We start from the raw sequence: 23,198 nt of genomic DNA, 5'->3' as shown, positions 1-23,198 counted from the left end.
ACTATTTGTATAGATTATTTTTCCAGATATATTCTTCCACTTTATGTGGAACCATAAATGATATCGGTAAATTATTCTTAATTCTTTCCCTCAGCTCAGAAGAAGAAATTTCAATTGTCGGTGTATCCAGAATAGTGGCATATTCGAAATACTTGTTTTTTGTTTCAACTTCTTTGTCGATTACTCTTTTCATTACTATCAATTTAGATAACTCTACAATTTTTTCTGGTTTGTGCCATTTATCGAAAACAATTAGATTGTCGTATCCAATAATAAGTTCTATGTTAGAGTATACTTTTCTCAATTCCACAATTGTATCATAAGTGTAAGAAATAGTACCTTTTCTGATTTCGTAATCTGAAAGATCGAAATAAGGAATATCCTCAATAGCAAGCCGTAACATATTAAGTCGGTGAATTGGATTTGATAAATTTTTGTCCGTCTTGTGAGGAGAAATATAGCAGGGGACAAAAATTATTTTGTCCAGTTTTCTTTTTTCGAGTACATATTGAGTCGTAATCAAATGACCTACATGAATCGGGTCGAAAGTTCCTCCAAAGATCCCTATCTTTTGACTCATATTTCGCCAATTATTTTTTTAAGTATTGATCTTTTTCTTTCAATCTCGGATGCGTAAAATTCCTTCAGACTACCGCTGCTAATTTTATATTGATGTTTATTGAAAGCCAATCCGACTGCAGTTTTGACATATAATTTTCTTATAGTTTCGTCGATCCAGCCCTTTTGAAATCTTTTATTTGAAAAGAGTACCAATTTGTGTTCGTAGGGAATATCTTCCTCCACAAGTTCTATTTGTAGAATCAACTGTTCTTTCGCAAGAGAATATCTAAAAAACATAATAAAAAATATTGTCAAAGCAATCACAAAAATCAATCCGAAATAGAATGTATCCATAAAACTGACGGAAAAATTCCAGGCTCCGTGAATAAGAATGGCAATTAGATATCCAATAGAAATAAGATAGATTCTTGAAAAACGTCCCGAAAATTTAGCAAAGCCGATCATTGCGCCCAAAACGGCGGTTGATATCATGTGCATAATAATAGTAAATGAAGAACGAATAACAATAAGAACTATCCAGTATTTAATAAGGCCATCAAATGTTATAAAATAAATGAAATTTTCTGTCATACCAAACCCAAGTCCAATTGCGCCTCCATAGACCAGACCGTCGGTAATGTTATCGAATTTCTTTGACCTGAAAGAAAAAAGAAGAAAAAAACCTTTTGCAAATTCTTCTGCTAATGGTGCAGAAATTAAAGCTTCGAATAAATCCGTATATTCACCCCGTCCAAATAATGTCGTAATAAAATAACTTCCCGCTGCGCCCGTTAAAACTGCACCAAGCGCTCCCCAGATAAAATGAGAAACGATGAATGAAATGGGTTCTGGCTCGTTTTTGTCCATCTTCCAAATAAAATAAAGATAGAGCAAAGCTGGCAAAAATGAAGCAAGTAAAGAAATTACTATCAGCATTTGAAAGTTTTCAAATATTTATCAATTCTTGATTATAAGGATACCACATACTATATTTTGAGGTAATTTTTTGCTCTTTGTTAAAATGATTATAAAATATACAAATTTTTCAGATGGTATCCATCAAATTAAATTTGACGAACCGGTAAAAAATATCGGGCTCGACGAAAATTTTTTTGGTAATGTTATTGTCAACTGCAGGATGGATAAGTCGTCGCATCAAATAATCATCGATTTCGATGTAGAAGCCGATGCCAGGCTTACGTGCGACAGATGCAATTCGGAATATGAAACGCATTTACATAACCATTTTCAATTGAGCTATCTTTTTTCAAAAGAGAGCACTCGACTGGAAGAGTATAATGTGTTTTATCTGTCGCCCGATGAAGACAAAATTGACATAACAAAGGATGTTTACGATTACGTTGAGCTGTCAATACCTCTGAAAAAATTATGCAAAGAAGAATGTAAAGGACTCTGCCCGCGTTGTGGTCAGAATCTAAACGAAGGAAGTTGTAATTGCAATGTAAAAGTTAATAACGATATTTGGGAACCACTGAAAAAATTGAAATTCAATAACTAACCAAAGGTTGAACGATGCCTAATCCGAAACGTAAAATGTCAAAAAGCAGGAGAGATAAGCGCAGAGCGCATTATAAAGCTACGGCTCCTTCCTTAAGTCGCTGCTCTCAATGCGGTGAACTGAAATTAAGTCACCGTGCGTGCCCGAATTGTGGATACTATGCTGGCAAATCAGTATTTGTACCAGAATCATAAAAATAATCACTAATTAAATGAATTCTAACTTTACTGACATCAAGTGTAGAATTGCAATTGATGCTATGGGGGGAGATTATGCCCCCCTTAATAATCTGCTGGGCTCTCTCGATGCAATTAAAGAAGACAAATCTATTGATATTGTTTTAGTAGGCAACCGTGATGAAATTCTTAAAGCAGCTGAAAAGGAAAAAATTGCTCTCGACGAGAAACTTATTCACCATACTTCACAAACAATCGAGATGGATGATTCTCCCGTCTCTGCAATAAAATCGAAACCGGATTCTTCAATTGTTGTTGGCACAAAATTAATCAAAGAAAAGAAAGTAGATGCTTTTGTTAGTCCAGGTAATACTGGAGCAGTTATGGCTGCTTCGACATTAATTATGGGAAGAATTAAAGGTGTAAGCAGACCCACAATTGGAGCCACCTTCCCAACATCAGCAGGCAAGTTCTGCCTGGTGTTTGATGCTGGTGCAAGTGTGGACAGCAAACCTCAGCATCTTTTTGAATATGCTGTATTAGGGACAATCTTTGCCCGAGAAATTTATGGTGTGAAAAATCCTTCTATAGGTTTACTGAGCGTTGGTGAAGAAGAATCGAAAGGTAACGAACTTGTATTTGCTACTTATGAACTTCTTAAAAATTCGAATCTCAATTTTATCGGTAATGTTGAAGGCAGAGATATTCTTAACGGACGAGTGGATATTATTGTCTGCGATGGCTTTGTGGGGAATATATTACTCAAATTTGGCGAAAGTGTTCTTACATTCCTAAAAACAAAAATAAAAAATTATGCGAACGAAGGATTCCTTAACAAAATTAAGGCACTCGTTACAAAAAGTGTATTGAAAAAGTCACTGGCAGATATGGATTATCAGATATACGGAGGCGTACCCCTCCTTGGTGTCAATGGTATAACTATAATAGGACACGGCTCGAGTACCCCACTGGCTATCAAGAATATGATATTAAGAGCAAAAGAGATGCACACAAAAAATCTTATTCAAAAATTCGAGGAAGCAATTAAAGAATATGGCAACTCAAAATAATCCAATAAATGCTACAATTACAGCAGTGGGAATGTATGTTCCCGATAAAGTTCTTGACAATAAATATTTCGAATCGATAGTTGACACATCCGACGAATGGATTGTTACTCGAACAGGGATTAAAGAAAGAAGAATTTTAGAAAACGGGGCAACCAGCGACCTGGCAGTTGGTGCAATTCAAGATCTGATGAAAAATACCAATTTAAATCCAGAAGAAATTGATGTTATTATTATCGCCACCGTAACACCCGACATGTTCTTTCCAGCTACTGCATGTTTGGTACAGGATAAAATTGGCGCAAAGAATGCATGGGGTTTCGATCTTTCGGCTGCATGTTCCGGATTTTTATTTGCTCTTCAAACTGGAGCAGCATTAATCGAAACAGGCAGGTACAAAAAGGTTCTGGTTGTAGGGGCAGATAAAATGAGTTCAATTACAGATTATTCCGATCGAAATACTTGCATCTTATTTGGCGATGCAGCTTCTGCAGTTTTGCTCGAACCTACAGATGATTTGTCGTATGGAATTAAAGATTCAATACTTCGATGCGACGGTTCGGGTAAGGACAGCTTATATATGAAAGGAGGCGGTAGCCTTATGCCGGCTTCTCATGAAACTGTCGATAAAAAACTCCATTACATTTATCAGGACGGTAAAGCTGTATTCAAAGTTGCTGTAAAAGGAATGGCAGACGTTTCCTATGAAATTATGACTAGAAACAATTTGAAACCAGAAGATATAGCTTATCTGGTACCTCATCAGGCAAATTTACGCATCATTTCAGCCACTGCAGAACGGATGGGTCTCTCTCAGGATAAAGTTATGATTAATATCGATAGATACGGCAATACGACAGCTGCTACAATTCCACTTTGTCTGACAGAATATTATCGTAATGGTAAACTGAAAAAAGGGGATAATCTAATTCTATCTGCTTTCGGTGCTGGATATACTTGGGGCGCAATTTATTTGACCTGGAGTATCGACTGATGGGTAAAAAAGCATTCATATTTCCTGGCCAGGGCTCTCAATATGTAGGCATGGCGAAAGATTTATACGAGAATTCCGTCGAAGCCAAAGAAATGATTCTAACAGCTGAAGAGGCTACAGGGCTACCGTTAAGGAATTTGATGTTCAACGGACCTGAAGAATCGTTAAAACAAACAGACATAACTCAACCGGCAATTTATGTCCATAGTATTGTTGTAAGCAGTTTGATCAGGACAATTGAACCTGATTTTGTTGCCGGGCATTCACTCGGAGAATATTCTGCTTTGACGGCCGCAAGAGCGGTACAATTTTATGAAGCAATTAAATTGGTGCATGCTCGGGGTAAAGCTATGTTGAAAGCCGGTATTGAAAACCCTGGTACTATGGCTGCAGTAATTGGACTTAATTCTGAAAAATTAGTGGAAATTTGTAATATTGCCAGTCAAGAAGGAATAGTCCAATGCGCAAATTTTAATTCTCCTGGCCAAATAGTAATTTCAGGTTCTGTTACCGGCGTTAAGAAAGCTATGGAAATAGCAAAAAAGGAAGGAGCAAAATTAGTTAAGGAATTGATTGTCAGCGGTGCTTTCCATTCTCCTTTAATGGAAAATGCTAAAGAAGAATTGAAAAAAACACTCGATTCAACTCCTTTTTACGATGCTAAAATACCAGTCTATACAAATGTAACTGCAAGGCCTGTTCAAAATAAAGAAGAAATTAAAGCAATATTGTTAGCTCAGCTAACGAATCCAGTTCGCTGGGAAGAATCGATAATTAATATGATTAACGATGGTGCCGATGAGTTTTACGAAATCGGACCGGGGAAAGTTTTACAGGGTCTTGTTAAGAGAATTAATTCCGATGTCCGTATATTCGGTATTGAAAAATATTCAGACTTAGAAAGGTACCTTTGATGTCCAAAGAAAAGAAATTTGAGAAAAAAATAAAAGGACTTTATATCGATCCTTTAATTTTTACTCAAAAGTTTGTAAGGGGTTGCGATGCCTCTATTTGTGCAGGCGAATGTTGTTACTATGGTGTTTATACAGATAAATATGAAGCGGAGAAAATTCTCGAAATTAAAGACAAAGTAATTGCAGCAATGGACGATTCCCAGATTAAAGATCCAGATAAATGGTTCGAAGCTCCTGAAAAAGATGACGACTTTAAATCCGGTATCGCAATTGGCACACAGGTTTATAATGGTAAGTGTGTCTTCCTCGATAAATTGGGATATTGCACACTCCAAAAAATTGCAATGCAGGAGGGGATTTATAAATGGGAGTATAAACCCTTCTATTGCGTTATTTTTCCTCTCGTAGTTTATGAAGGAACTCTTACAATCGACGACGACCATATGAATCGTCTTCATTACTGCAATAAATCCGAAAATCAACATTCAACCGTTTTTGAAACATGTAAAGACGAAATAATTCATATACTGGGAGAAGACGGTTATAAAGAACTTGTTGAATACAGGGAAGAATATTTCAAAAAATTGAACGAGGAAAAAATTGAAGCTAAAGGGTAAAAGGGCAATTGTAACTGGCGGCACGCGTGGTATAGGAAGAGCTATAGTTAAAGAACTGGTTAAAGAAGGATGCTCTGTTGTTTTCACATATCATAGTTCTGATGATGCCGCGCGTCAACTCGAAAACGAACTTGGAAATCAAAAAGTTTATGGCATCAAAGCAGATGCTACTTCTTTTGAAGATGCAGAAAAAACGGTTAAATTTGCCGTCGAAAAACTTGGTGGTATCGATATCCTTGTTAATAACGCTGGAATAACAAAAGATAATTTACTATTGAGAATGTCAACCGAAGACTTTAATTCTGTTGTGGATACGAATCTCAAAAGTGTTTTTAATTACACAAAAGCCGTACTCAAAAACATGATTTCTCAGAGGTATGGTAAAATAGTAAATATTAGCTCGGTTGTAGGATTAACCGGGAACGCCGGACAGGCAAACTATGCGGCATCGAAAGCAGGTATTATTGGATTTTCTAAATCGAATGCAAAAGAACTCGCTTCAAGAAATATTAATGTGAACGTTGTCGCACCAGGATTTATTGAAACAGATATGACAAATAAATTGACCGACCAGCAAAAAGAAGCTATATTAGCAAATGTTCCTATAAAAAGATTAGGAAAGCCCGAAGATATCGCTAAAACTGTAGTCTTTTTGTGCAGCAGCGATTCGGACTATATAACCGGGCAAGTAATTACAGTCGATGGCGGTATGGTAATGTGATATAAATGTTTCTAATCAATAACTAATTATTCAATAACATTTAAGGAGTAAATAAATGGACATTGAAGCAAAAGTAAAAGAAATAATAATGGACAAACTCGGAGTAGAAGAATCACAAATTACGCCAGAGGCATCTTTTACAAACGATCTTGGTGCAGACTCTCTGGATATCGTAGAATTGGTAATGGGTTTCGAATCAGCTTTCGATATTTCAATTCCTGACGAAGATGCCGAGAAAATTTCAACCGTAGGCGATGCGATTAAGTATCTCAAAGAAAAAGTAAGTTAATAATAGAGAGGCTGTTCAGCTGGACAGCCTCATACTACTTCTTTTATCAAAAAAAGACGGGAATACCATGCAGAAAAGAAGAGTCGTTATAACCGGAATGGGTGCAGTTACACCAATTGGAAATAACATAAAGGATTTCTGGGAAGGTTTAATTTCCGGGAAAAACGGTGCTGGCAAAATTACAAAATTTGATGCTACCGATTTTGCCACACAGTTTGCATGCGAACTTAAAAATTTCGATCCTGCCGATTTTATCGACAAAAAAGAACTTCGCAGGATGGATTCCTATACGCATTATGCACTCGCTTCGGCAGCAATGGCTCTTGAAGACTCTGCTTTAGATCTATCCAAATTAAATCAAGAAATGGCAGGTGTTGTATTTGGTAGTGGCATTGGCGGAATCTGGACTTTCGAGGAGCAACATTCTGCTTTTGTTAATGGCGGACCCAAAAGAGTAAGTCCTTTTTTCGTTCCTATGATGATCCCTGATATAGCAGCCGGATATATTTCGATAAAGTATGGATTAAAAGGTCCTAACTATGCTACTGTATCGGCATGTGCAACTTCCTCTCATGCAATTGCAGATGCTTTTATACTTATCCAGAGAGGCTCTGCAAACTTGATTTTTACCGGCGGTTCAGAAGCCCCAATTACTCCAATGTCAATTGCGGGTTTTAATTCTGCACGAGCTCTTTCAACCTGGAACGATCGCTATCTGGAAGCTTCCCGACCGTTCGATAAGGACCGCAATGGATTTGTGATTGGCGAAGGCAGTGGAGTTCTGGTTCTGGAAGAATTAGAACACGCTCTTTCAAGAGGAGCTAAAATTTATGCTGAAATTGTCGGTGTCGGATTAACTGGCGATGCTTATCATATTACAGCTCCGGCTCCTAATGGAGAAGGTGCCGCTCGAGCTATGAAAGAAGCTTTGCGCGATGCCAATGTAAATCCAGAAGAAATCGATTATCTAAATGCCCACGGTACTTCAACTGAATTGAATGACATTAACGAAACCAAAGCAATTAAATCGGTTTTTGGCGAGCACGCTTATAAGCTTAATATCAGCTCCACAAAATCGATGACAGGACATTTACTCGGGGCAGCAGGCGCCGTTGAAGCTATAGCTACAATTCTTGCGATTAAAAACAGTACTATTCCACCTACAATTAATCTGGACGAGCCCGATCCTGAATGTGATTTAAATTACACTCCAAAGAAAGCCGTTAATAGAGAAATTAAATATGCAATCAGCAATACTTTTGGATTCGGAGGTCATAACGCAAGTCTTTTGTTCAAAAAGTTCGAAGGGTAGTCTTGTTTGGAAAATTTATTAAAAATATTTTTCCCGGAAGAGAAAGAAAATTTGTTAAAGACTATCTAATCGACATCAAATTGCTCGAAAATATACTCGGTTTTAAAGTAAAGAATAGCGAATACTACATTAAGGCATTAACACACAGGTCCTACCTCGAGCTTTTTCCAGTATTTGAAAAATCAAATGAACGACTCGAATTTCTGGGCGACGCTGTACTTAATATGGTTGTGGCAGAGTTTCTATTTCGTAACTATTCGACTCAGGAAGAAGGATTTCTAACCAAAGTACGTTCCACAATTGTAAACAGAGCCAATTTATTCGCATGCGCAGAGAATCTTGGCATTATAAAACTTTTACTCTATAATCAAAAATATATTGACCAAACCACCGAAGGGATGAGAACCATATTATCTGATGCCATTGAAGCTCTTATCGGTGCAATATACCTGGATAGGGGATTGAAGTACGCAAAAAAGTTTATTTTAAAAGCAGTCATTTTCCCCTCGAAAGAACGCGGCAACATTCTGAATGACCAGAATTACAAAGGTCAATTGCTTGAACTGGCACATTCAAAAAAAATCAGTCCCCCGCGATACGTTGTGGTAAGCGAAACAGGACCGCAGCATAATAAAGAATTTTTAGTGGATGTTTTTATAAATAATGAAAAACTTGGTAGTGGAAAAGGAAAAAATAAAAAAACTGCCGAACAAAACGCTGCAAAAGATGCCCTCTCAAAGATTAAGAATAGTCCCTCTTCATCTTAATACTTTTAACTATATTAGCAATACTAAATAATTTATCATATCCATAAAAGAGAGTAATTGATATGGAGACCCCATTATTTAATGACAAATTTGTCAATCGCCACGTCGGACCAGACGAAAGCGATATTCAAAAAATGTGCGACACAATCGCAGTTTCCTCACTCGATGAACTTGTTGAAAAAGCCTTGCCAAAGTCAATTCGCAGCACAAAAAAACTCGAGCTCGGCAATCAATTAAACGAATACCAGATGATTGAAAGGCTTTCTGAAATTGCCAGCAAAAATAAACTCTTTAAAAATTATATCGGGCTCGGCTATTATCCCGTTATTTTACCTGGAGTCATCAGAAGAAACATTCTGGAAAATCCCGATTGGTACACTCCATATACGCCTTATCAAGCCGAAATTTCCCAGGGTAGATTAGAAGCTCTGCTCAATTTCCAGACGATGGTAATTGACCTTACAGGGTTACCAATTGCGAATGCTTCTTTGCTCGACGAGGCAACTGCTGCAGCTGAAGCAATGGCAATGCTTTTTAATTTCCAAAAGATTACGAAGAAAAACTCTAATAAATTTTTTGTATCAAGCGATCTATTCCCTCAAACTATTGATGTATTAAAAACGAGAAGTGAACCACTCGGAATTGAACTCGTAATCGACTCGACCGAAAACGCCGCATTTGACGAATCGTATTTTGGCCTACTTGTTCAATATCCTGCTTCATCGGGAAAAATTATCGATTATACAGAATTGTTTAAGAAAGCCGATAATTATGGAATTCTCAAAGCTGTTGCTGCAGATTTGATGAGTCTGGCGCTGCTGACCCCACCTGGAGAATTCGGCGCCGACGTAGCAGTCGGTACAACACAACGTTTCGGCGTGCCAATGGGATTTGGAGGTCCTCATGCAGCATATTTTGCTACTAAAGAAGAATTTAAACGATTCGTCCCCGGTAGAATTATCGGCGTCTCAATTGACCGTCATGGAAACCGAGCTCTTCGTATGGCTCTCCAGACGAGAGAACAGCATATCAAACGAGAACATGCCACAAGTAATATCTGTACATCTCAAGCATTGCTTGCTGTTATGGCTTCGATGTATGCTGTATATCATGGTCCTGAAGGAATTAAAAATATTGCTAAACGGATTCACTATTTGACCTCGCTTCTAAATCTTCACATAAAGAAATTGGGACTACAGCAGTTAAATGATTTCTATTTCGATACTCTGCTTATTAAACTTAATCCTTCCGATGTCGATTCTGTTCGTAAAACGGCGATCGATAGAAAAATTAATTTCCGATATCAGGATAACGATAAGATTGGAATTTCAATTTCACAAACGACTACGATCGATGATATAGCTGAGATTGTGGATGTCTTTTCGACAGCACTCGGGATCTCATATTCTGAGAATGTCAAGCAAATTGAATTCGATTATTTTGCAATCCCCGACAAATTGAAAAGACAAAGCCCTTATTTGACTCATCCCGTTTTTAATAAATATCATTCTGAAACTGAATTGATGAGATATATCAAAAGTCTGACGGTCAAGGACTTTACTTTGACCACTTCGATGATCTCTCTTGGGTCGTGCACAATGAAGTTAAATGCTGCCACTGAAATGTTTGGAATTACGTGGGAAGAGTTTACCGAAATTCATCCATTTGCTCCTGCTGACCAGGTGGAAGGTTATTACAGGATAATCGAAGAATTGGGTCAAGACTTAATGAAAATCACAGGTTTCAAAGGCATTTCATTTCAACCGAATTCAGGCGCTCAGGGTGAATACACTGGCTTGATGGTTATTCGAGCATATCATCGAAGCAGAGGCGAAAGCAACAGAAATATAGTTCTCATTCCTTCTTCGGCACACGGCACAAATCCTGCAAGCGCCGTTATGGCTGGTAATAAAGTAGTCGTGGTAAAATGTGATGAAAACGGTAATATTGATTTAAATGACCTCAAATCAAAAGCAGAAGAACATCGAGATAATTTATCAGCTTTAATGGTTACATATCCTTCGACGCACGGAGTTTTCGAGGAAGATATTGTAGAGATTTGTAAAATCATTCACGACAATGGCGGTCAGGTTTATATGGACGGAGCTAATTTAAATGCTCTCGTCGGATTAGCCTATCCTGCAGAAATCGGTACGGATGTATGTCATATAAATCTTCATAAAACATTTGCCATTCCGCACGGCGGCGGCGGACCAGGTATGGGACCAATTGCCGTAGCTGAACATTTAAAGCCATTCCTGCCAGGACATCCAATTATAAAAACAGGTGGCGAAAAAGCCATAACTGCTGTTTCTGCTGCTCCTTTTGGTAGCCCCCTCATTTTAATAATTTCTTACGCCTACATTAAAATGATGGGTGGCGAGGGATTGACTCACGCAACTAAAACTGCAATATTAAATGCCAATTATGTTAAAGAAAAATTGAAAGATTATTTCCCGGTTCTCTATTCAGGTAAACGAGGATTTGTTGCACATGAATTGATATTCGACACAAGAAAATTCAAGCAATCGGCAAAAATTGACGTCGACGATATAGCCAAACGATTAATGGATTACGGATTCCACGCACCTACAGTATCTTTTCCAGTACCTGGTACTTTAATGGTAGAGCCGACCGAAAGCGAATCGAAATATGAACTCGACCGTTTTTGTGAGGCTATGATTTCAATTTATAACGAAATAAAAGAAATCGAAGAAGGCAAATTTGATACTGAAGATAACGTATTGAAAAATGCACCACACACTTCGTTTGAACTAACTTCAGACGAATGGAAGCATCCATATTCACGTACAAAAGCTGCTTTTCCTGTAGACTATCTTAAAATTTATAAACCATGGGTTTTTGTTGGTAGAATAAACAACGCATACGGCGATAGAAATCTCGTTTGCAGTTGTCCGCCAGTATCTCAGTATCAATGATTGTGTGAAAATGTATAACTTTACTGAATGTGAATTATTAAAAAAAGCAAAACGGATTGCTGTGGTAGGCTTATCACGCAATCCGTTTAAAATTAGCAGAATGATTGCTGATTATCTAATAAGGCACGGGTATCAAGTAGTTGGCATCAATCCATACAACAATGATGAATTTAATATTCCTGTCTATAAATCGCTAATCGATGTCCCAATTAAAATTGATATTGTGAATATTTTCCGAAAATCAGAAGAGATACCAGAACTTATAACTGATATCCTAAAAATAAATCCACGTGGAGTATGGTTGCAGCAGGGAATAAAAAACGATAGTGCAGTCGCTCCGTTAATTAAGAAGGGTATTACGGTAATACAAGACAGGTGTATTAAAATTGCTCACTCAATGTGCTTCGGAGAGTAGGTAATTGAAAGATTCTTATCTAACCGATGTAGAGCTCTATTATTCCGAAATTGTCGAGACCGACAACTCTCTTATTTTAACTTCCGATGAATCGCATCATCTTATAAACGTTATGCGTCACAAAATCGGAGACGAAATTTTCGTTACGGACGGGAATGGAAATATTTACCTGACAACAATCAGCAATATCTCCAAGAGAGAAGTCAGTGTGGATATAAAACAAAAATATTCTTATCCAAACATCCTAAAAAATATAACCTTTTGTATCCCACGTCTCAGAAATTCGGAAAGATTCGAATTTGCACTTGAGAAATCGATCGAGCTCGGTATTACCAATTTCATAATTTTTGAATCAGAAAGAACTGTCGCGCGAGGAGAAAAACTAACGAGATGGAACAAGATTGCCCTTGCTGCCATGAAACAATCCTTGAGATGCTGGAAACCGATTATTAACTATTTCGAAAGTTTAAACGAAATAATTATTCACGGAGAAATCGTTGTTTTTGATCAGAAAGGAAACATTCCACTTGAGGATTTTATAAATAATAATTTTGATCTAAATCGAAATTATTCTTTCGTATTCGGTCCGGAAGGTGGCTTTGAAAAGAGAGAAATAGATAGACTGGGAAATACGATAATTTTGAGACTGACAGAAAATAGATTGAGAAGTGAAACTGCAATAATCAGTGCAGCTGCCGTTCTGGCTACAGCAATTCGATAGTTTTTTTTACAAGACGTTCAAATTTTTCTCTAACCAGTTCTGCAGTATCGATTACCTCCTGGTGCGACAGTTTATTCTGAGAAATACCCGCCGCCATATTTGTAATGCATGAGATTGATGAAGTTTCCATGCCCATCAAATGGGCGTAAAAAGCTTCATGAACGGTTGACATTCCAACAGCATCACAATTGATCTTCAAAAGCATGTTAATTTCTGCTGGAGTTTCGTATGAAGGACCCTTATTGAACCAATAAACTCCTTCTTTGAGAAAAATCATTTCTTCAGCAGCTGCTTTTTTAATAATTTCATTAAGATATTCGGAAGGGAAACTGCGATTTCGGCTATCAAAATTGCCGGCACCCATAACTTCTGCCATCTCTTTTTTTATATTAAATGAGATGAAAGAAGAAGCAAGCATCAAATCCCCGGGTACAAAGTTTTTGTTAACTCCGCCGGCAGCATTGGTCAATATTATTTTCTTTGCACCAATTTGTGAAGCAATATGAACGGGAAGAAGACAGTCCGATAATCTGTAGCCTTCGTAAAAATGGAGCCTGCCCTGGACCACTAAAATCTTTTTATTATGGATCTCCATAAAATGAAGATATCCTTTGTGGCCTTCAACGGTTGATGATGGATAACCAGGGAGATCTTTTGTAGGAATTGTAAATTTATTTTTAATATTATCTGCAAAGCTGCCCAGACCACTGCCAAGAACGATGCAAATTTCAGGTGTGAACGGCATTTGACTATTAATACTTTCAACAATCTTTTTGTATTTATCTTTCAGGTTTAACATCAGATTAAAATTCCTGCAAGAGTAGCTGTTAATAAATTAGCCAGAGTGCCACCAATTACAGCTTTAAGTCCGAGTTCAGCAAGATCACTTCTACGTGAAGGAGCCAGAGGTGAAATTCCTCCGATTTGAATAGCAATCGAACTGAAGTTTGCAAAGCCGCATAATGCGTATGTTGCCATGAACATTGCCTTTTCGTTTGTAAATATGTTCGATTGAATTAGCGTGCTCATATCGAGATATGCAACGAACTCGTTCAGGACGATTTTAGTTCCAATTAAACTTCCAAAATGGAATGCGCTTTCCCAGGGTACTCCAATGCCGTATGCCAGAAACTGCAAAAGAGAGCCAAATATAAATTGTAGACTTAATTTTGCTTCGAATTTATTATAAAGAAACGAATTGATTCCCGAAAAGTCCCCCAGCCAGGCGAGGAAATAATTAATCATTGCTATCAAGGCAATAAAAGCAATTAACATAGCGGCTACATTCAAAGCCAGGGTCATTCCTTCGGAAGCTCCTGCTGCCGCAGCTTCAATTAGATTCGAAGCAGATTTTTCGACTTTAACTTTCACTTTACCTTTTGTTTCTGGTTCGCCGGTTTCAGGGAAAATTATTTTTGAAATCAACAATGCAGCCGGTGCTGCCATTACGCTGGCTCCCAATAAATGCGTTGCAAAAATCAATTGTGCTTCTTCAAGAGGAATATTGTGTGTTTTTGAAAAAGCCATCCCTAAGATCTGGATATATGCTGCCATTACTCCGCCTGCAATTGTAGCCATGCCGCCGACCATAATTGTCAAAAGTTCGCTCTTGGTCATTCCTTTCAAATAGGGTTTTATCATCAGGGGCGCTTCTGTTTGACCAACAAAAATATTAGCAGTGCAGGATAATGATTCGGCTCCGCTTGTTCCCATAACCTTTGCCATTACCCATGCCATCCCTTCGACAATCTTTTGCATTATGCCAAGATAATAAAGCACCGACATTAAACTGGCGAAGAAAATAATTGTAGGTAATACCTGAAAAGCAAAGAATACACCCATACTTTCATCGTTGCCGGGACCTAATCCGAGATTACCGAACACGAATTTTGCGCCTTCGGTAGTGAAGTTAAGAATCAGTACAAAAAAACTGCTGACAAATCTGAAAAATTCTTTTGGCCAGCCGAGTGGTGAGAAATAGGTACCAAGTATTTCTCCTTTAAGAATCAAAATTGCAAATATGATCTGGATTAATAAACCCGAAATAACTAATCGCCAGTTTACACGCGATTTGTTGTTTGAAATCAGGAATGCAATTCCGATTAATAAAAATATGCCTGTAATTCCCCTGAAAAGTGAAATCAGATCCATCTTTAATCCGGTATATAGTGACATTTACGACATCGAGCTTCATAACTATCCGAAGCTCCAACGAGTACTCTTTCGGTTGAAGAAATCTTTCTTTGAGTCCTGTCTGCAATATTTCCACAGACAACACATATTGCTAAAGTTTTTGTAATAAATTCAGCTGTTGCAAGCAATTGCGGAATTGGTTCGAACGGAACTCCCCTGTAATCCTGATCGAGTCCGGCAACAATTACTCTTTTGCCTTCGTCGGCGAGTTTATTGCAAACATCGACCAGTTTCAAATCAAAGAATTGAGCTTCGTCAATTCCTATGACCTGAGCATCTTCCACATATTCCAGAATTTCTTCTGCATTGTTAACTAAAATTGAGGGAAGCGACTGTTCGTTATGAGAAACTATTTCTGTACTGGAATAACGGGTGTCGATTTTGGGCTTGAAAATTTTAACCTTCTGCCTGGCAATGATTGCTCTTTTTAACCTACGTATTAATTCTTCAGTTTTGCCGCTGAACATACAGCCTGCAATTACTTCAATCCAGCCAGTGCCCAATGGATGAAAATGCGTTACTGGTTCCATATTATATCAAATTTTCTTTATCGAATGAGAAAGGAAGTAATTCTTCAAGGGTCATTTCTTTAACTTCGCCTTTTTTATTGCTCATAATAACTAGCAGGTCTTTGCCACATAATTCGGAAAGCACCTGTCGACAAGCACCGCAAGGCGGGGTAAAATTTCCAGAATCACTAACAATAGCAATTGCGTCAAATTCTTTTTGACCGTCGAGCACTGCATTAAATGCTGCCGTTCTTTCGGCACATATTGTCAATCCATATGATGAATTCTCGATATTAGCACCCAGGTAAATTCTCCCGCTTTTTGTAATTAATGCAGCACCTACATGAAAATTAGAATAGGGGGCATAAGCTTTTTGCGCTGCTTCAACTGCCCTTGAGATTAATTCATTTTTATTCAACATGATAACCAATTTTTATACGAAAAATAATTGAATCAGACTAACTAAACCAAAAAAAATTATTCCTCTTCTATCAGCCATTGAACGGCAAGATTTTCTCCCACACCGTCGATAAATCTGGAAGGCTTTGCAAATGTTATTCCTTGAAATCGATCGAATATATTCATAGGATAACAAACAAATAAATTTTGTTTGGCACGTGTTGAAGCCACATACATCAGCCTTCGTTCTTCTTCCAGAGATTCGAGCTTGTCGAACGACTGCGTTGATGGGAAAAATCCATCTGCTGCGTGAATTATAAAGACTGTATGCCATTCAAGTCCCTTGGCCGAATGGATGGTTGATAAAGTAAGAATTTCTTTTTCTTTATCCGTTGCTTCAATATCGACTACTGAATCCTGAGGCGGCTCAAGCGCCATGTCGGTCAAAAAACTTTCAAGACTCCTGTAGTTCTCAGCAATATTTATGAATATATCCAGGTCTTTTTTCCGTTTGTTCCAGTCGTCATATTTTTCGATAAATAAATTATGATAGTATTTCATGGCTATTTCAGCTTTGTCGGCTGGCAGAATATTTTTCGTGTGAATTTCGTGCAAAACACTGAAAAGATTATAAATCTTGTCATTATAGCTTGCGCTCAAAGTTTTATCAGGATTAATTTTGATTGTCAGAATTCCTTTTGCAAGTTTATCCATTATTTCCCTTGCTTTTTTGGGACCGATACCTTCATGTAGAAGGAGAACTCGATACCAGCTTACGAAATCAAGTGGATTAGAAGCAATCCTTAAAAATGCAAGCAGGTCTTTAATGTGAGCTGCTTCAATGAACTTCATACCACCAAATTTTACGTATGGGATATTAGCTTTGTTCAATTCAATTTCAAGGTCGAATGAATGATACGAAGAACGGAACAAAACCGCCATATCATTTAATGGTACATTTTCTTCGCGTAATTCAAGAATTTTTTCTATGATAAATCGAGATTGCATATTTTCATTTGCAGCACAAATTATTCCGGGTAACTCACCGCCACTTTTTCTGCTGTAAAGATGTTTCGGATATTTTTCAATTGCATGTTCTATGATGTAATTTGAAAAGTCGAGAATTTCCTGTGTGCTGCGATAGTTTTCTTCAAGTGTGATAATTTTTACATCTTTAAACAGTTTTGGAAATTCCATTATATTTTTGAACGTGGCACCGCGAAATGAATAAATCGATTGAGAATCGTCACCAACAACCATAATATTTTCGTTAACCTGACCGAGTCCCTTTATTATCTCTGCCTGTAAATGATTCGTATCCTGGTATTCGTCAACCATAACGAACTTAATTGTATTGAGGAATGATTTTGCAGCGGGACTTAAATCGAACAAAAAGTTTTTCAGATAAATCAATAAATCGTCGTAATCGAGGAGATTATTTTGTCTTTTATAGGAATCGTAGACTTTTTTAATATCGATAAATTTATCGGTATATTCGAGGAAATGAGGATATTCCTCTTCAATCAATTTTTCGATTGATTTGCCTGTGTTGACAGAAAGACTGAGAATTTTATAAATAGTCTGTTTATTCGGGAATCTCTTTTTGTCTTTGGTTGGATTGAGTTCGCTTCTGATTAAATTTATTACGTCTTCGCTGTCGCCCTGATCGAGTATGGTAAATTGGTTGTCCAGATTAACTGCTTTAGCATATTTACGAAGTGTAATATTTGCAAAAGAATGGAAGGTGCCACCGTTTACTTTCGAGCATCGATTATCGAGGAGCATAGCAGCTCTGTCGAGCATCTCCTTTGCAGCTTTGCGTGTAAAGGTCAAAAGTAGTATGGATGATGGATCATAGCCCAATTCTGTAAGTCGAGCCACACGATAGACAAGTGTACGGGTTTTACCGCTACCGGCGCCTGCAATAACAAGATAGTTGCCTTCAACAGCTGCAACTGCTTCGTATTGAGAAGGATTTAATTCTTCTCGGTAATTAATACTAAATCGGGATTCGTCGGTAACATCCTGTTTATTAATTCTCTTAAGTATGTATTTTTTAGCCATTATTTCCGGAAAGCTTTCGGTTTATTCAGAATTTCGGATATCAAAATGAGTTCTCGTATTGTTTTGGGATCCTTCATTTTTTTACGAATTGAATCTGCCTTAGTTTTAGTAGTTTTTTCCTGATATGGTTTACTTAATTTTTTTACTGGAGATTTAGCTATAGTTTCTTTCTGGATTGTACTTTCAGATTTTTTGATATTAATAAACTCTTCTTCGGGATTCCAGGAAAAGGTATTCTCATTTTGAGTTTTCTTTGGCATTTTTGTGCCAAATAAATCCTCAAATAAATCGGGGGAAGAAGAACTTTCTCCTCCCGTACTTGAATTTTCCTCTTTTTTCCTTGCAGCAAATATCGAACTGACAAGTGAATAAATGAGAAAAAGCACAATCAATATTTCAAATAAGCTGTCCATTATGATTGGTCTTTATTTTTATCTTTGCTTTCTTCTGGTTTGGCAATCGAAGCTCTCATTTCCGTGTCAGCTTGAATATTTTTTATGTTGTAATAGTCAAGCACGCCGAGATTGCCTTTTCTGAAAGCATCGGCTATTGCCTTTGGAATTTCTGCTTCTGCTTCGACAACCTTAGCACGCATACGTGCAACTTCGGCTGTCATTTCCTGCTCAAGAGCAACTGCAGCTGCACGTCTTTCTTCGGCTTTTGCGCGAGCAACTTTCAAATCGGCTTCCGCCTGGTCTGCCTGTAAAATTGCGCCAATATTAGTACCAACATCAACATCGGCAATATCGATTGACAAAATTTCAAATGCAGTGCCTGCATCGAGTCCTTTGGAAAGAACTACTTTCGAAATACTATCGGGATTTTCCAGAACTTCTTTGTGAGAATTACTGGAACCGATAGTAGAAACTATCCCTTCTCCTACACGTGCTAAAATTGTAGCTTCGCCAGCTCCGCCTACAAGTCGTTCGAGATTCGTTCTTACGGTTATTCTGGCTATAGCCTTCAATTGAATTCCATCTTTGGCAACTGCTGCTACAAGAGGGGTTTCAATTACTTTCGGATTTACCGACATTTTCACTGCTTCGAGAACGTCTCTTCCTGCCAGGTCGATTGCAGCGGCTTTTTCAAAACCGAGGTCAAGATTTGCCTTGTTTGCCGAAATCAGTGCATTTACAACTTTAGTAACATTTCCACCTGCTAAATAATGAGCTTCAAGAAGTGATATATCGAGGTCAATTCCCGCTTTTGTAGCCGATATAAGGTTCCTGATGATTACCTGCGGAGAAACTTTCCTTAATCGCATTCCAATCAAATCCCTGAAAATCTTTACTTTAACACCCGAAAAATATGCAGTTATGTAAAGTCCGATAGGAACGAAATAGAAAAATACCATAAGGAAAAGAACAATCGCTATAATTATAATTATTGATACCCCCGTTAAAGCTTCCATTTTTACTCCAAATTATTTTAATCCCCTTACAAAATATAAATTCAATCCGACTATTACAATTCATGCTGGGTGAAATCGTAATTAAAAAAGAATAATTTGTATTACCTTGCTAAGTGAATTTTCAATATTTATATTTAAGAAACCATTTGAGACGATTTAGTGTTTAAGACTGAAAGAAAAAGAGAGGATATCTATGGAAGGAAATTTTTCTGAAAGGGTACAGGAAGTAATTCGATTAAGTCGAGAAGAAGCACTTAGACTGGGTCATGATTACATCGGTACGGAACACCTGCTTCTGGGCATTATTCGTGAAGGAGAGGGTGTAGCTGTTAAAATATTGAGAAACCTTGGCGTAGATCTGGTTAAATTAAAAAAAGCAATCGAAGATACAGTAAGAACATCGGGTGGTACCCTGACAATTGGCAATATTCCGCTTACCAAGCAAGCCGAAAAAGTTTTGAAAATTACGCAGATTGAATCCAAGATTTATAAATCCGACGTAATTGGGACAGAACATATTCTTCTTTCACTTCTGAGAGACGAAGACAATATTGCTACACAAATTTTGCATCAATTCAATGTTAATTACGACAATGTAAGAGCGGAATTGAATAACATACTTTCGAGCAAAGAAACTCATAAAACTCCTACTTCATTTGCACAACCTTTTACAGCAAAGAAAGTTGAAAAGACCAAGACACCTGTTTTAGACAATTTCGGCAGGGATTTAACAAAACTTGCTCTTGAAGACAAGCTGGATCCGGTTATCGGTAGAGAAAAAGAAATTGAGCGAGTTGCGCAGATATTGAGCAGAAGGAAAAAGAATAATCCGGTTCTGATCGGCGAACCAGGAGTCGGAAAAACAGCTATTGCCGAGGGATTAGCTCTTCGTATCGTTCAAAGAAAAGTACCTCGCATACTCCAGGACAAACGCGTTGTTACACTCGATCTGGCTGGATTAGTAGCCGGTACAAAATACCGCGGTCAGTTCGAAGAAAGAATGAAAGCCTTAATGAACGAACTAGAAAAAGCCGACGACGTAATTTTATTTATCGACGAATTACATACGATAGTTGGCGCAGGTGGTGCCTCCGGATCGCTTGATGCTTCGAATATGTTCAAGCCTGCACTGGCACGCGGCGATATTCAATGCATCGGCGCTACAACTCTTGACGAGTACAGGAAATATATTGAAACCGACGGTGCTCTCGACAGAAGATTCCAGAAAGTTATGGTCGATCCGCCTTCACCTGAAGAGACAATTGAAATTCTTGAAAACATCAAATTCAAATACGAAGAACATCATCACGTACGTTATTCACGCGAAGCTATCGAAGCTGCAGTACGTCTCAGTGAACGTTATATAACAGACAGACACTTACCTGATAAAGCCATCGATGTAATTGACGAGGCAGGGTCGCGTGTTCATATGGGTAATTTCACTGTTTCCGAAGAAATTTTGCGACTTGAAGAAGAAATTGAAAAAGTAAAATTACAGAAAATTCAAGTGGTCAAGCAGCAGGATTACGAAGAGGCAGCTCGATTACGAGATAAAGAACGCCAGTTGCAGTCCGACCTTGAAATTGCTAAACGAGAATGGGAAGCTAAAACTCAGGATATGATTTACGACGTTACGGAAGAAGATATTGCAACTGTTGTATCGATGATGACCGGCATTCCAACTACAAGAGTTGCACAAGCTGAAAGCGTAAAACTTCTTAAGATGGAAGAAGCTCTAAAACAAAGAATTGTAGGGCAGGACGAAGCCGTTTCAAAACTTGCCAAAGCAATTCGCAGGACCAGAGCAGGACTTAAAAGTGCTAATAGACCGATCGGTACATTTATTTTCCTAGGACCAACAGGCGTTGGTAAAACTGAATTAGCTAAAGAACTTGCTCGTTACCTTTTCGATACTGAAGATGCCCTTATAAGAATTGATATGAGCGAGTATATGGAAAAATTCTCCGTATCCAGATTGGTCGGGGCTCCTCCTGGATATGTTGGATACGAAGAAGGCGGTCAATTAACCGAACGCGTCAGAAGGAAACCGTATTCCGTTGTACTTTTCGACGAAATTGAAAAAGCTCATCCTGACGTCTTTAATATTCTTTTGCAAGTTCTTGACGATGGAGTCTTGACCGACAGTCTCGGCCGAAGAGTCGACTTTAAAAATACAATAATCATTATGACTTCAAATGTTGGTACGAAAGATATTAAAGTTACCGGCGGATTTGGTTTTGGCGATGTTTCAGAAACCGATGCTTATACCAAATTAAAAAATACTGTTGAAGATGCAATGAAGAAACTCTTCAATCCCGAATTTCTAAACAGGATTGATGAGACCATTGTCTTTAGAAGTCTCGATAAAGAAGACATCAAACAAATTATCAACATCGAAATGAAAGACCTGGTTAAAAATATCCAGGAAAACAAGATGGATATCGAATTGCACAAATCTGCAATTGAATTTCTTTCCGAAAAAGGGTACGATCCTAAATACGGTGCAAGACCTTTGAAACGAGCTATTCAAAAGTATATCGAAGATCCGCTGGCAGAAGAATTACTATTAGGCCATTTCAAAGAAGGCGATAAGATTATTGTAAAACATAAAAAGAATACCGATGAACTTTATTTTGTACCCGAAAAAAAATCATCTGAAGAAAATGAAGAAATTCAGGACAAAGCAGACGATGATATAAAAAATCCGGATAAACAAGAAGAAAACAGCGAACAAGAAAACACTATTAATGAATAAACTCGACGAGAAAGCAATTTTCGAAAGACTGCCCTCTATAGAAGGGTGGTCTTTTAATAATAATAAGTTGATACGTAATTTCAAACTCGATTCATTCTCAGATGCAGTTGCTTTCGTTGTTAAGATTGCCATCGAAGCCGAAAAAATTGACCACCATCCCGACATCAGAATATACGGATGGAATAATGTAGAAGTGACATTACAAACCCACAGCGTTAACGGCATTACTGAAAATGACTTTAAACTTGCAAATTCAATAAATCTACTGCAATCTCATGGATAAAAAGGAAATTCTCGATATTTTTTTGAAAACAGAAGCTCTCCTCGAAGGTCATTTCTTATTGACTTCTGGTAGACATAGCAATCAATATTTTCAATGCGCACTTGTACTTCAATATCCAGAATACAATTCATTAATCTCTGGAATGATTGCAGATTTTTTTAAAGATTACGAAATCGATATCGTAATTTCACCGGCAATCGGCGGAATTGTTGTAGGGCAGGAAGTTGCGAGGCAATTGAATAAGAAATCGATATTTGCCGAACGCGAGGAGAAATCTCTCACACTCAGAAGAGGCTTCAACATTGAAGCAGGTAAGAGATACCTGGTATGCGAAGACGTGGTTACAACCGGAGGTTCTGTTTTCGAGGTAATGGAAATTGTTAGAAAAGGAGGCGGCATCGTAGCTGGAGTTGGCTTTATAGTAGACAGGAGTAACAATCAAGTTAACTTTGGTGTACCTCAATTCAGTACATTACAACTTGAGGTTAAATCTTATCTTCCTGAGGATTGCCCACTTTGTAATGAAAATAAAATACCTCTCGTAAAACCAGGTTCCAGAAAAATTAAATAAT

Annotated in this window: 25 protein-coding genes; 16 read left to right on the top strand and 9 right to left on the bottom strand. The window is 37.7% G+C overall.

The window, feature by feature from the left end; translation table 11 throughout:
- Position 1: 1 nt before the first annotated feature.
- Positions 2-580 carry a nicotinate-nucleotide adenylyltransferase gene (gene nadD / locus ACSSV9_RS04135; RefSeq protein ID WP_437345964.1) on the bottom strand — a complete coding sequence of 193 codons (579 nt, stop codon included), beginning with the start codon at positions 578-580 and terminating at the stop codon, positions 2-4.
- Entirely contained in the window at positions 577-1,497 is a 921-nt protein-coding gene (locus tag ACSSV9_RS04130) for a PrsW family intramembrane metalloprotease (protein WP_437345963.1), read from the bottom strand. Before ACSSV9_RS04130 ends, nadD begins: the two co-directional genes overlap by 4 nt.
- Positions 1,498-1,582: 85 nt before the next feature.
- Here ACSSV9_RS04130 and ACSSV9_RS04125 point away from each other — a divergent pair, with 85 nt between their 5' ends.
- The 13 genes from ACSSV9_RS04125 to ACSSV9_RS04065 all read left to right on the top strand — a co-directional run bounded on the left by ACSSV9_RS04125 (position 1,583) and on the right by ACSSV9_RS04065 (position 13,012).
- Complete coding sequence (locus ACSSV9_RS04125; protein ID WP_437345962.1) at positions 1,583-2,080, top strand: YceD family protein; 498 nt, start codon at positions 1,583-1,585, stop codon at positions 2,078-2,080.
- Between the two features lie 14 nt (positions 2,081-2,094).
- The gene (gene rpmF / locus ACSSV9_RS04120) at positions 2,095-2,274 is read left to right on the top strand and encodes a 50S ribosomal protein L32 (RefSeq protein WP_437345961.1); all 180 of its coding nucleotides are present in this window, start codon (positions 2,095-2,097) and stop codon (positions 2,272-2,274) included.
- A gap of 17 nt (positions 2,275-2,291) precedes the next feature.
- Positions 2,292-3,326: a phosphate acyltransferase PlsX gene (gene plsX / locus ACSSV9_RS04115; protein WP_437345960.1), complete on the top strand. Its 1,035-nt coding sequence runs from the start codon at positions 2,292-2,294 to the stop codon at positions 3,324-3,326.
- Positions 3,310-4,317, top strand: coding sequence for a beta-ketoacyl-ACP synthase III (locus ACSSV9_RS04110; RefSeq protein WP_437345959.1), 1,008 nt, complete (start codon positions 3,310-3,312; stop codon positions 4,315-4,317). Before plsX ends, ACSSV9_RS04110 begins: the two co-directional genes overlap by 17 nt.
- Positions 4,317-5,231: an ACP S-malonyltransferase gene (fabD, locus tag ACSSV9_RS04105; RefSeq protein WP_437345958.1), complete on the top strand. Its 915-nt coding sequence runs from the start codon at positions 4,317-4,319 to the stop codon at positions 5,229-5,231. The genes ACSSV9_RS04110 and fabD overlap by 1 nt, the downstream gene beginning before the upstream one ends.
- Positions 5,231-5,848 carry a DUF3109 family protein gene (locus tag ACSSV9_RS04100; protein WP_437345957.1) on the top strand — a complete coding sequence of 206 codons (618 nt, stop codon included), beginning with the start codon at positions 5,231-5,233 and terminating at the stop codon, positions 5,846-5,848. Before fabD ends, ACSSV9_RS04100 begins: the two co-directional genes overlap by 1 nt.
- Positions 5,832-6,569 (top strand): 3-oxoacyl-[acyl-carrier-protein] reductase, encoded by a 738-nt coding sequence (gene fabG / locus ACSSV9_RS04095; RefSeq protein WP_437345956.1) that lies wholly within the window; start codon positions 5,832-5,834, stop codon positions 6,567-6,569. Before ACSSV9_RS04100 ends, fabG begins: the two co-directional genes overlap by 17 nt.
- A 55-nt stretch (positions 6,570-6,624) precedes the next feature.
- Entirely contained in the window at positions 6,625-6,858 is a 234-nt protein-coding gene (locus ACSSV9_RS04090) for an acyl carrier protein (RefSeq protein ID WP_437345955.1), read from the top strand.
- A 67-nt stretch (positions 6,859-6,925) separates the two neighbouring features.
- Positions 6,926-8,170, top strand: coding sequence for a beta-ketoacyl-ACP synthase II (fabF, locus tag ACSSV9_RS04085; protein ID WP_437345954.1), 1,245 nt, complete (start codon positions 6,926-6,928; stop codon positions 8,168-8,170).
- 2 nt (positions 8,171-8,172) lie between these two features.
- Positions 8,173-8,937, top strand: a complete 765-nt coding sequence (gene rnc, locus ACSSV9_RS04080; protein ID WP_437345953.1) for a ribonuclease III — start codon at positions 8,173-8,175, stop codon at positions 8,935-8,937.
- 62 nt (positions 8,938-8,999) lie between these two features.
- Complete coding sequence (gene gcvP / locus ACSSV9_RS04075) at positions 9,000-11,876, top strand: aminomethyl-transferring glycine dehydrogenase (protein ID WP_437345952.1); 2,877 nt, start codon at positions 9,000-9,002, stop codon at positions 11,874-11,876.
- Between the two features lie 10 nt (positions 11,877-11,886).
- On the top strand, positions 11,887-12,291 hold the full coding sequence (locus ACSSV9_RS04070) for a CoA-binding protein (RefSeq protein ID WP_437345951.1): 405 nt from the start codon (positions 11,887-11,889) through the stop codon (positions 12,289-12,291).
- A gap of 4 nt (positions 12,292-12,295) precedes the next feature.
- Positions 12,296-13,012 carry an RsmE family RNA methyltransferase gene (locus tag ACSSV9_RS04065; protein WP_437345950.1) on the top strand — a complete coding sequence of 239 codons (717 nt, stop codon included), beginning with the start codon at positions 12,296-12,298 and terminating at the stop codon, positions 13,010-13,012.
- Here the strand turns inward: ACSSV9_RS04065 and ACSSV9_RS04060 are convergent.
- The 7 genes from ACSSV9_RS04060 to floA are packed head-to-tail and all read right to left on the bottom strand — an operon-like array spanning position 12,996 to position 19,588.
- A complete protein-coding gene (locus tag ACSSV9_RS04060; protein ID WP_437345949.1) occupies positions 12,996-13,811 on the bottom strand; it encodes a purine-nucleoside phosphorylase in 816 nt (271 codons plus the stop codon). The genes ACSSV9_RS04065 and ACSSV9_RS04060 overlap by 17 nt on opposite strands.
- On the bottom strand, positions 13,811-15,163 hold the full coding sequence (locus tag ACSSV9_RS04055; RefSeq protein WP_437346147.1) for a NupC/NupG family nucleoside CNT transporter: 1,353 nt from the start codon (positions 15,161-15,163) through the stop codon (positions 13,811-13,813). The genes ACSSV9_RS04060 and ACSSV9_RS04055 overlap by 1 nt, the downstream gene beginning before the upstream one ends.
- 2 nt (positions 15,164-15,165) lie before the next feature.
- Positions 15,166-15,735: a thymidine kinase gene (locus ACSSV9_RS04050; RefSeq protein ID WP_437345948.1), complete on the bottom strand. Its 570-nt coding sequence runs from the start codon at positions 15,733-15,735 to the stop codon at positions 15,166-15,168.
- Position 15,736: 1 nt separating this feature from the next.
- Complete coding sequence (gene cdd / locus ACSSV9_RS04045; protein ID WP_437346146.1) at positions 15,737-16,132, bottom strand: cytidine deaminase; 396 nt, start codon at positions 16,130-16,132, stop codon at positions 15,737-15,739.
- A 59-nt stretch (positions 16,133-16,191) separates the two neighbouring features.
- The gene (locus tag ACSSV9_RS04040) at positions 16,192-18,177 is read right to left on the bottom strand and encodes an ATP-dependent helicase (protein ID WP_437345947.1); all 1,986 of its coding nucleotides are present in this window, start codon (positions 18,175-18,177) and stop codon (positions 16,192-16,194) included.
- Positions 18,177-18,590, bottom strand: coding sequence for a hypothetical protein (locus ACSSV9_RS04035; RefSeq protein ID WP_437345946.1), 414 nt, complete (start codon positions 18,588-18,590; stop codon positions 18,177-18,179). The genes ACSSV9_RS04040 and ACSSV9_RS04035 overlap by 1 nt, the downstream gene beginning before the upstream one ends.
- On the bottom strand, positions 18,590-19,588 hold the full coding sequence (gene floA / locus ACSSV9_RS04030; RefSeq protein ID WP_437345945.1) for a flotillin-like protein FloA: 999 nt from the start codon (positions 19,586-19,588) through the stop codon (positions 18,590-18,592). The genes ACSSV9_RS04035 and floA overlap by 1 nt, the downstream gene beginning before the upstream one ends.
- A gap of 193 nt (positions 19,589-19,781) precedes the next feature.
- Between floA and ACSSV9_RS04025 the strand changes: the two genes are divergently transcribed.
- Genes ACSSV9_RS04025 through pyrE form a run of 3 tightly spaced genes read left to right on the top strand, consistent with a single transcriptional unit; the run spans position 19,782 to position 23,197 of the window.
- Complete coding sequence (locus ACSSV9_RS04025; RefSeq protein WP_437345944.1) at positions 19,782-22,343, top strand: ATP-dependent Clp protease ATP-binding subunit; 2,562 nt, start codon at positions 19,782-19,784, stop codon at positions 22,341-22,343.
- Positions 22,336-22,626 carry a 4a-hydroxytetrahydrobiopterin dehydratase gene (locus tag ACSSV9_RS04020; protein WP_437345943.1) on the top strand — a complete coding sequence of 97 codons (291 nt, stop codon included), beginning with the start codon at positions 22,336-22,338 and terminating at the stop codon, positions 22,624-22,626. The genes ACSSV9_RS04025 and ACSSV9_RS04020 overlap by 8 nt, the downstream gene beginning before the upstream one ends.
- Positions 22,619-23,197: an orotate phosphoribosyltransferase gene (gene pyrE / locus ACSSV9_RS04015; protein ID WP_437345942.1), complete on the top strand. Its 579-nt coding sequence runs from the start codon at positions 22,619-22,621 to the stop codon at positions 23,195-23,197. Before ACSSV9_RS04020 ends, pyrE begins: the two co-directional genes overlap by 8 nt.
- Position 23,198: the final 1 nt, after the last annotated feature.

The sequence above is a fragment of the Melioribacter sulfuriphilus genome (assembly GCF_051488685.1).
Taxonomy (GTDB): domain Bacteria; phylum Bacteroidota; class Ignavibacteria; order Ignavibacteriales; family Melioribacteraceae; genus Melioribacter.
This window is presented reverse-complemented; position numbering and strand designations above follow the sequence as displayed.

Coding starts and splice junctions, on each gene's coding strand:
- fabF (WP_437345954.1), top strand. CDS start 6,926: ATGCAGAAAAGAAGAGTCGTTATAACCGGAATGGGTGCAGTTACACCA.
- ACSSV9_RS04110 (WP_437345959.1), top strand. CDS start 3,310: ATGGCAACTCAAAATAATCCAATAAATGCTACAATTACAGCAGTGGGA.
- ACSSV9_RS04125 (WP_437345962.1), top strand. CDS start 1,583: ATGATTATAAAATATACAAATTTTTCAGATGGTATCCATCAAATTAAA.
- floA (WP_437345945.1), bottom strand. CDS start 19,588: ATGGAAGCTTTAACGGGGGTATCAATAATTATAATTATAGCGATTGTT.
- ACSSV9_RS04025 (WP_437345944.1), top strand. CDS start 19,782: ATGGAAGGAAATTTTTCTGAAAGGGTACAGGAAGTAATTCGATTAAGT.
- ACSSV9_RS04020 (WP_437345943.1), top strand. CDS start 22,336: ATGAATAAACTCGACGAGAAAGCAATTTTCGAAAGACTGCCCTCTATA.
- gcvP (WP_437345952.1), top strand. CDS start 9,000: ATGGAGACCCCATTATTTAATGACAAATTTGTCAATCGCCACGTCGGA.
- ACSSV9_RS04040 (WP_437345947.1), bottom strand. CDS start 18,177: ATGGCTAAAAAATACATACTTAAGAGAATTAATAAACAGGATGTTACC.
- nadD (WP_437345964.1), bottom strand. CDS start 580: ATGAGTCAAAAGATAGGGATCTTTGGAGGAACTTTCGACCCGATTCAT.
- ACSSV9_RS04055 (WP_437346147.1), bottom strand. CDS start 15,163: ATGGATCTGATTTCACTTTTCAGGGGAATTACAGGCATATTTTTATTA.
- ACSSV9_RS04035 (WP_437345946.1), bottom strand. CDS start 18,590: ATGGACAGCTTATTTGAAATATTGATTGTGCTTTTTCTCATTTATTCA.
- pyrE (WP_437345942.1), top strand. CDS start 22,619: ATGGATAAAAAGGAAATTCTCGATATTTTTTTGAAAACAGAAGCTCTC.
- ACSSV9_RS04070 (WP_437345951.1), top strand. CDS start 11,887: ATGTATAACTTTACTGAATGTGAATTATTAAAAAAAGCAAAACGGATT.
- ACSSV9_RS04130 (WP_437345963.1), bottom strand. CDS start 1,497: ATGCTGATAGTAATTTCTTTACTTGCTTCATTTTTGCCAGCTTTGCTC.
- ACSSV9_RS04060 (WP_437345949.1), bottom strand. CDS start 13,811: ATGTTAAACCTGAAAGATAAATACAAAAAGATTGTTGAAAGTATTAAT.
- plsX (WP_437345960.1), top strand. CDS start 2,292: ATGAATTCTAACTTTACTGACATCAAGTGTAGAATTGCAATTGATGCT.
- ACSSV9_RS04090 (WP_437345955.1), top strand. CDS start 6,625: ATGGACATTGAAGCAAAAGTAAAAGAAATAATAATGGACAAACTCGGA.
- ACSSV9_RS04050 (WP_437345948.1), bottom strand. CDS start 15,735: ATGGAACCAGTAACGCATTTTCATCCATTGGGCACTGGCTGGATTGAA.
- rpmF (WP_437345961.1), top strand. CDS start 2,095: ATGCCTAATCCGAAACGTAAAATGTCAAAAAGCAGGAGAGATAAGCGC.
- fabD (WP_437345958.1), top strand. CDS start 4,317: ATGGGTAAAAAAGCATTCATATTTCCTGGCCAGGGCTCTCAATATGTA.
- ACSSV9_RS04100 (WP_437345957.1), top strand. CDS start 5,231: ATGTCCAAAGAAAAGAAATTTGAGAAAAAAATAAAAGGACTTTATATC.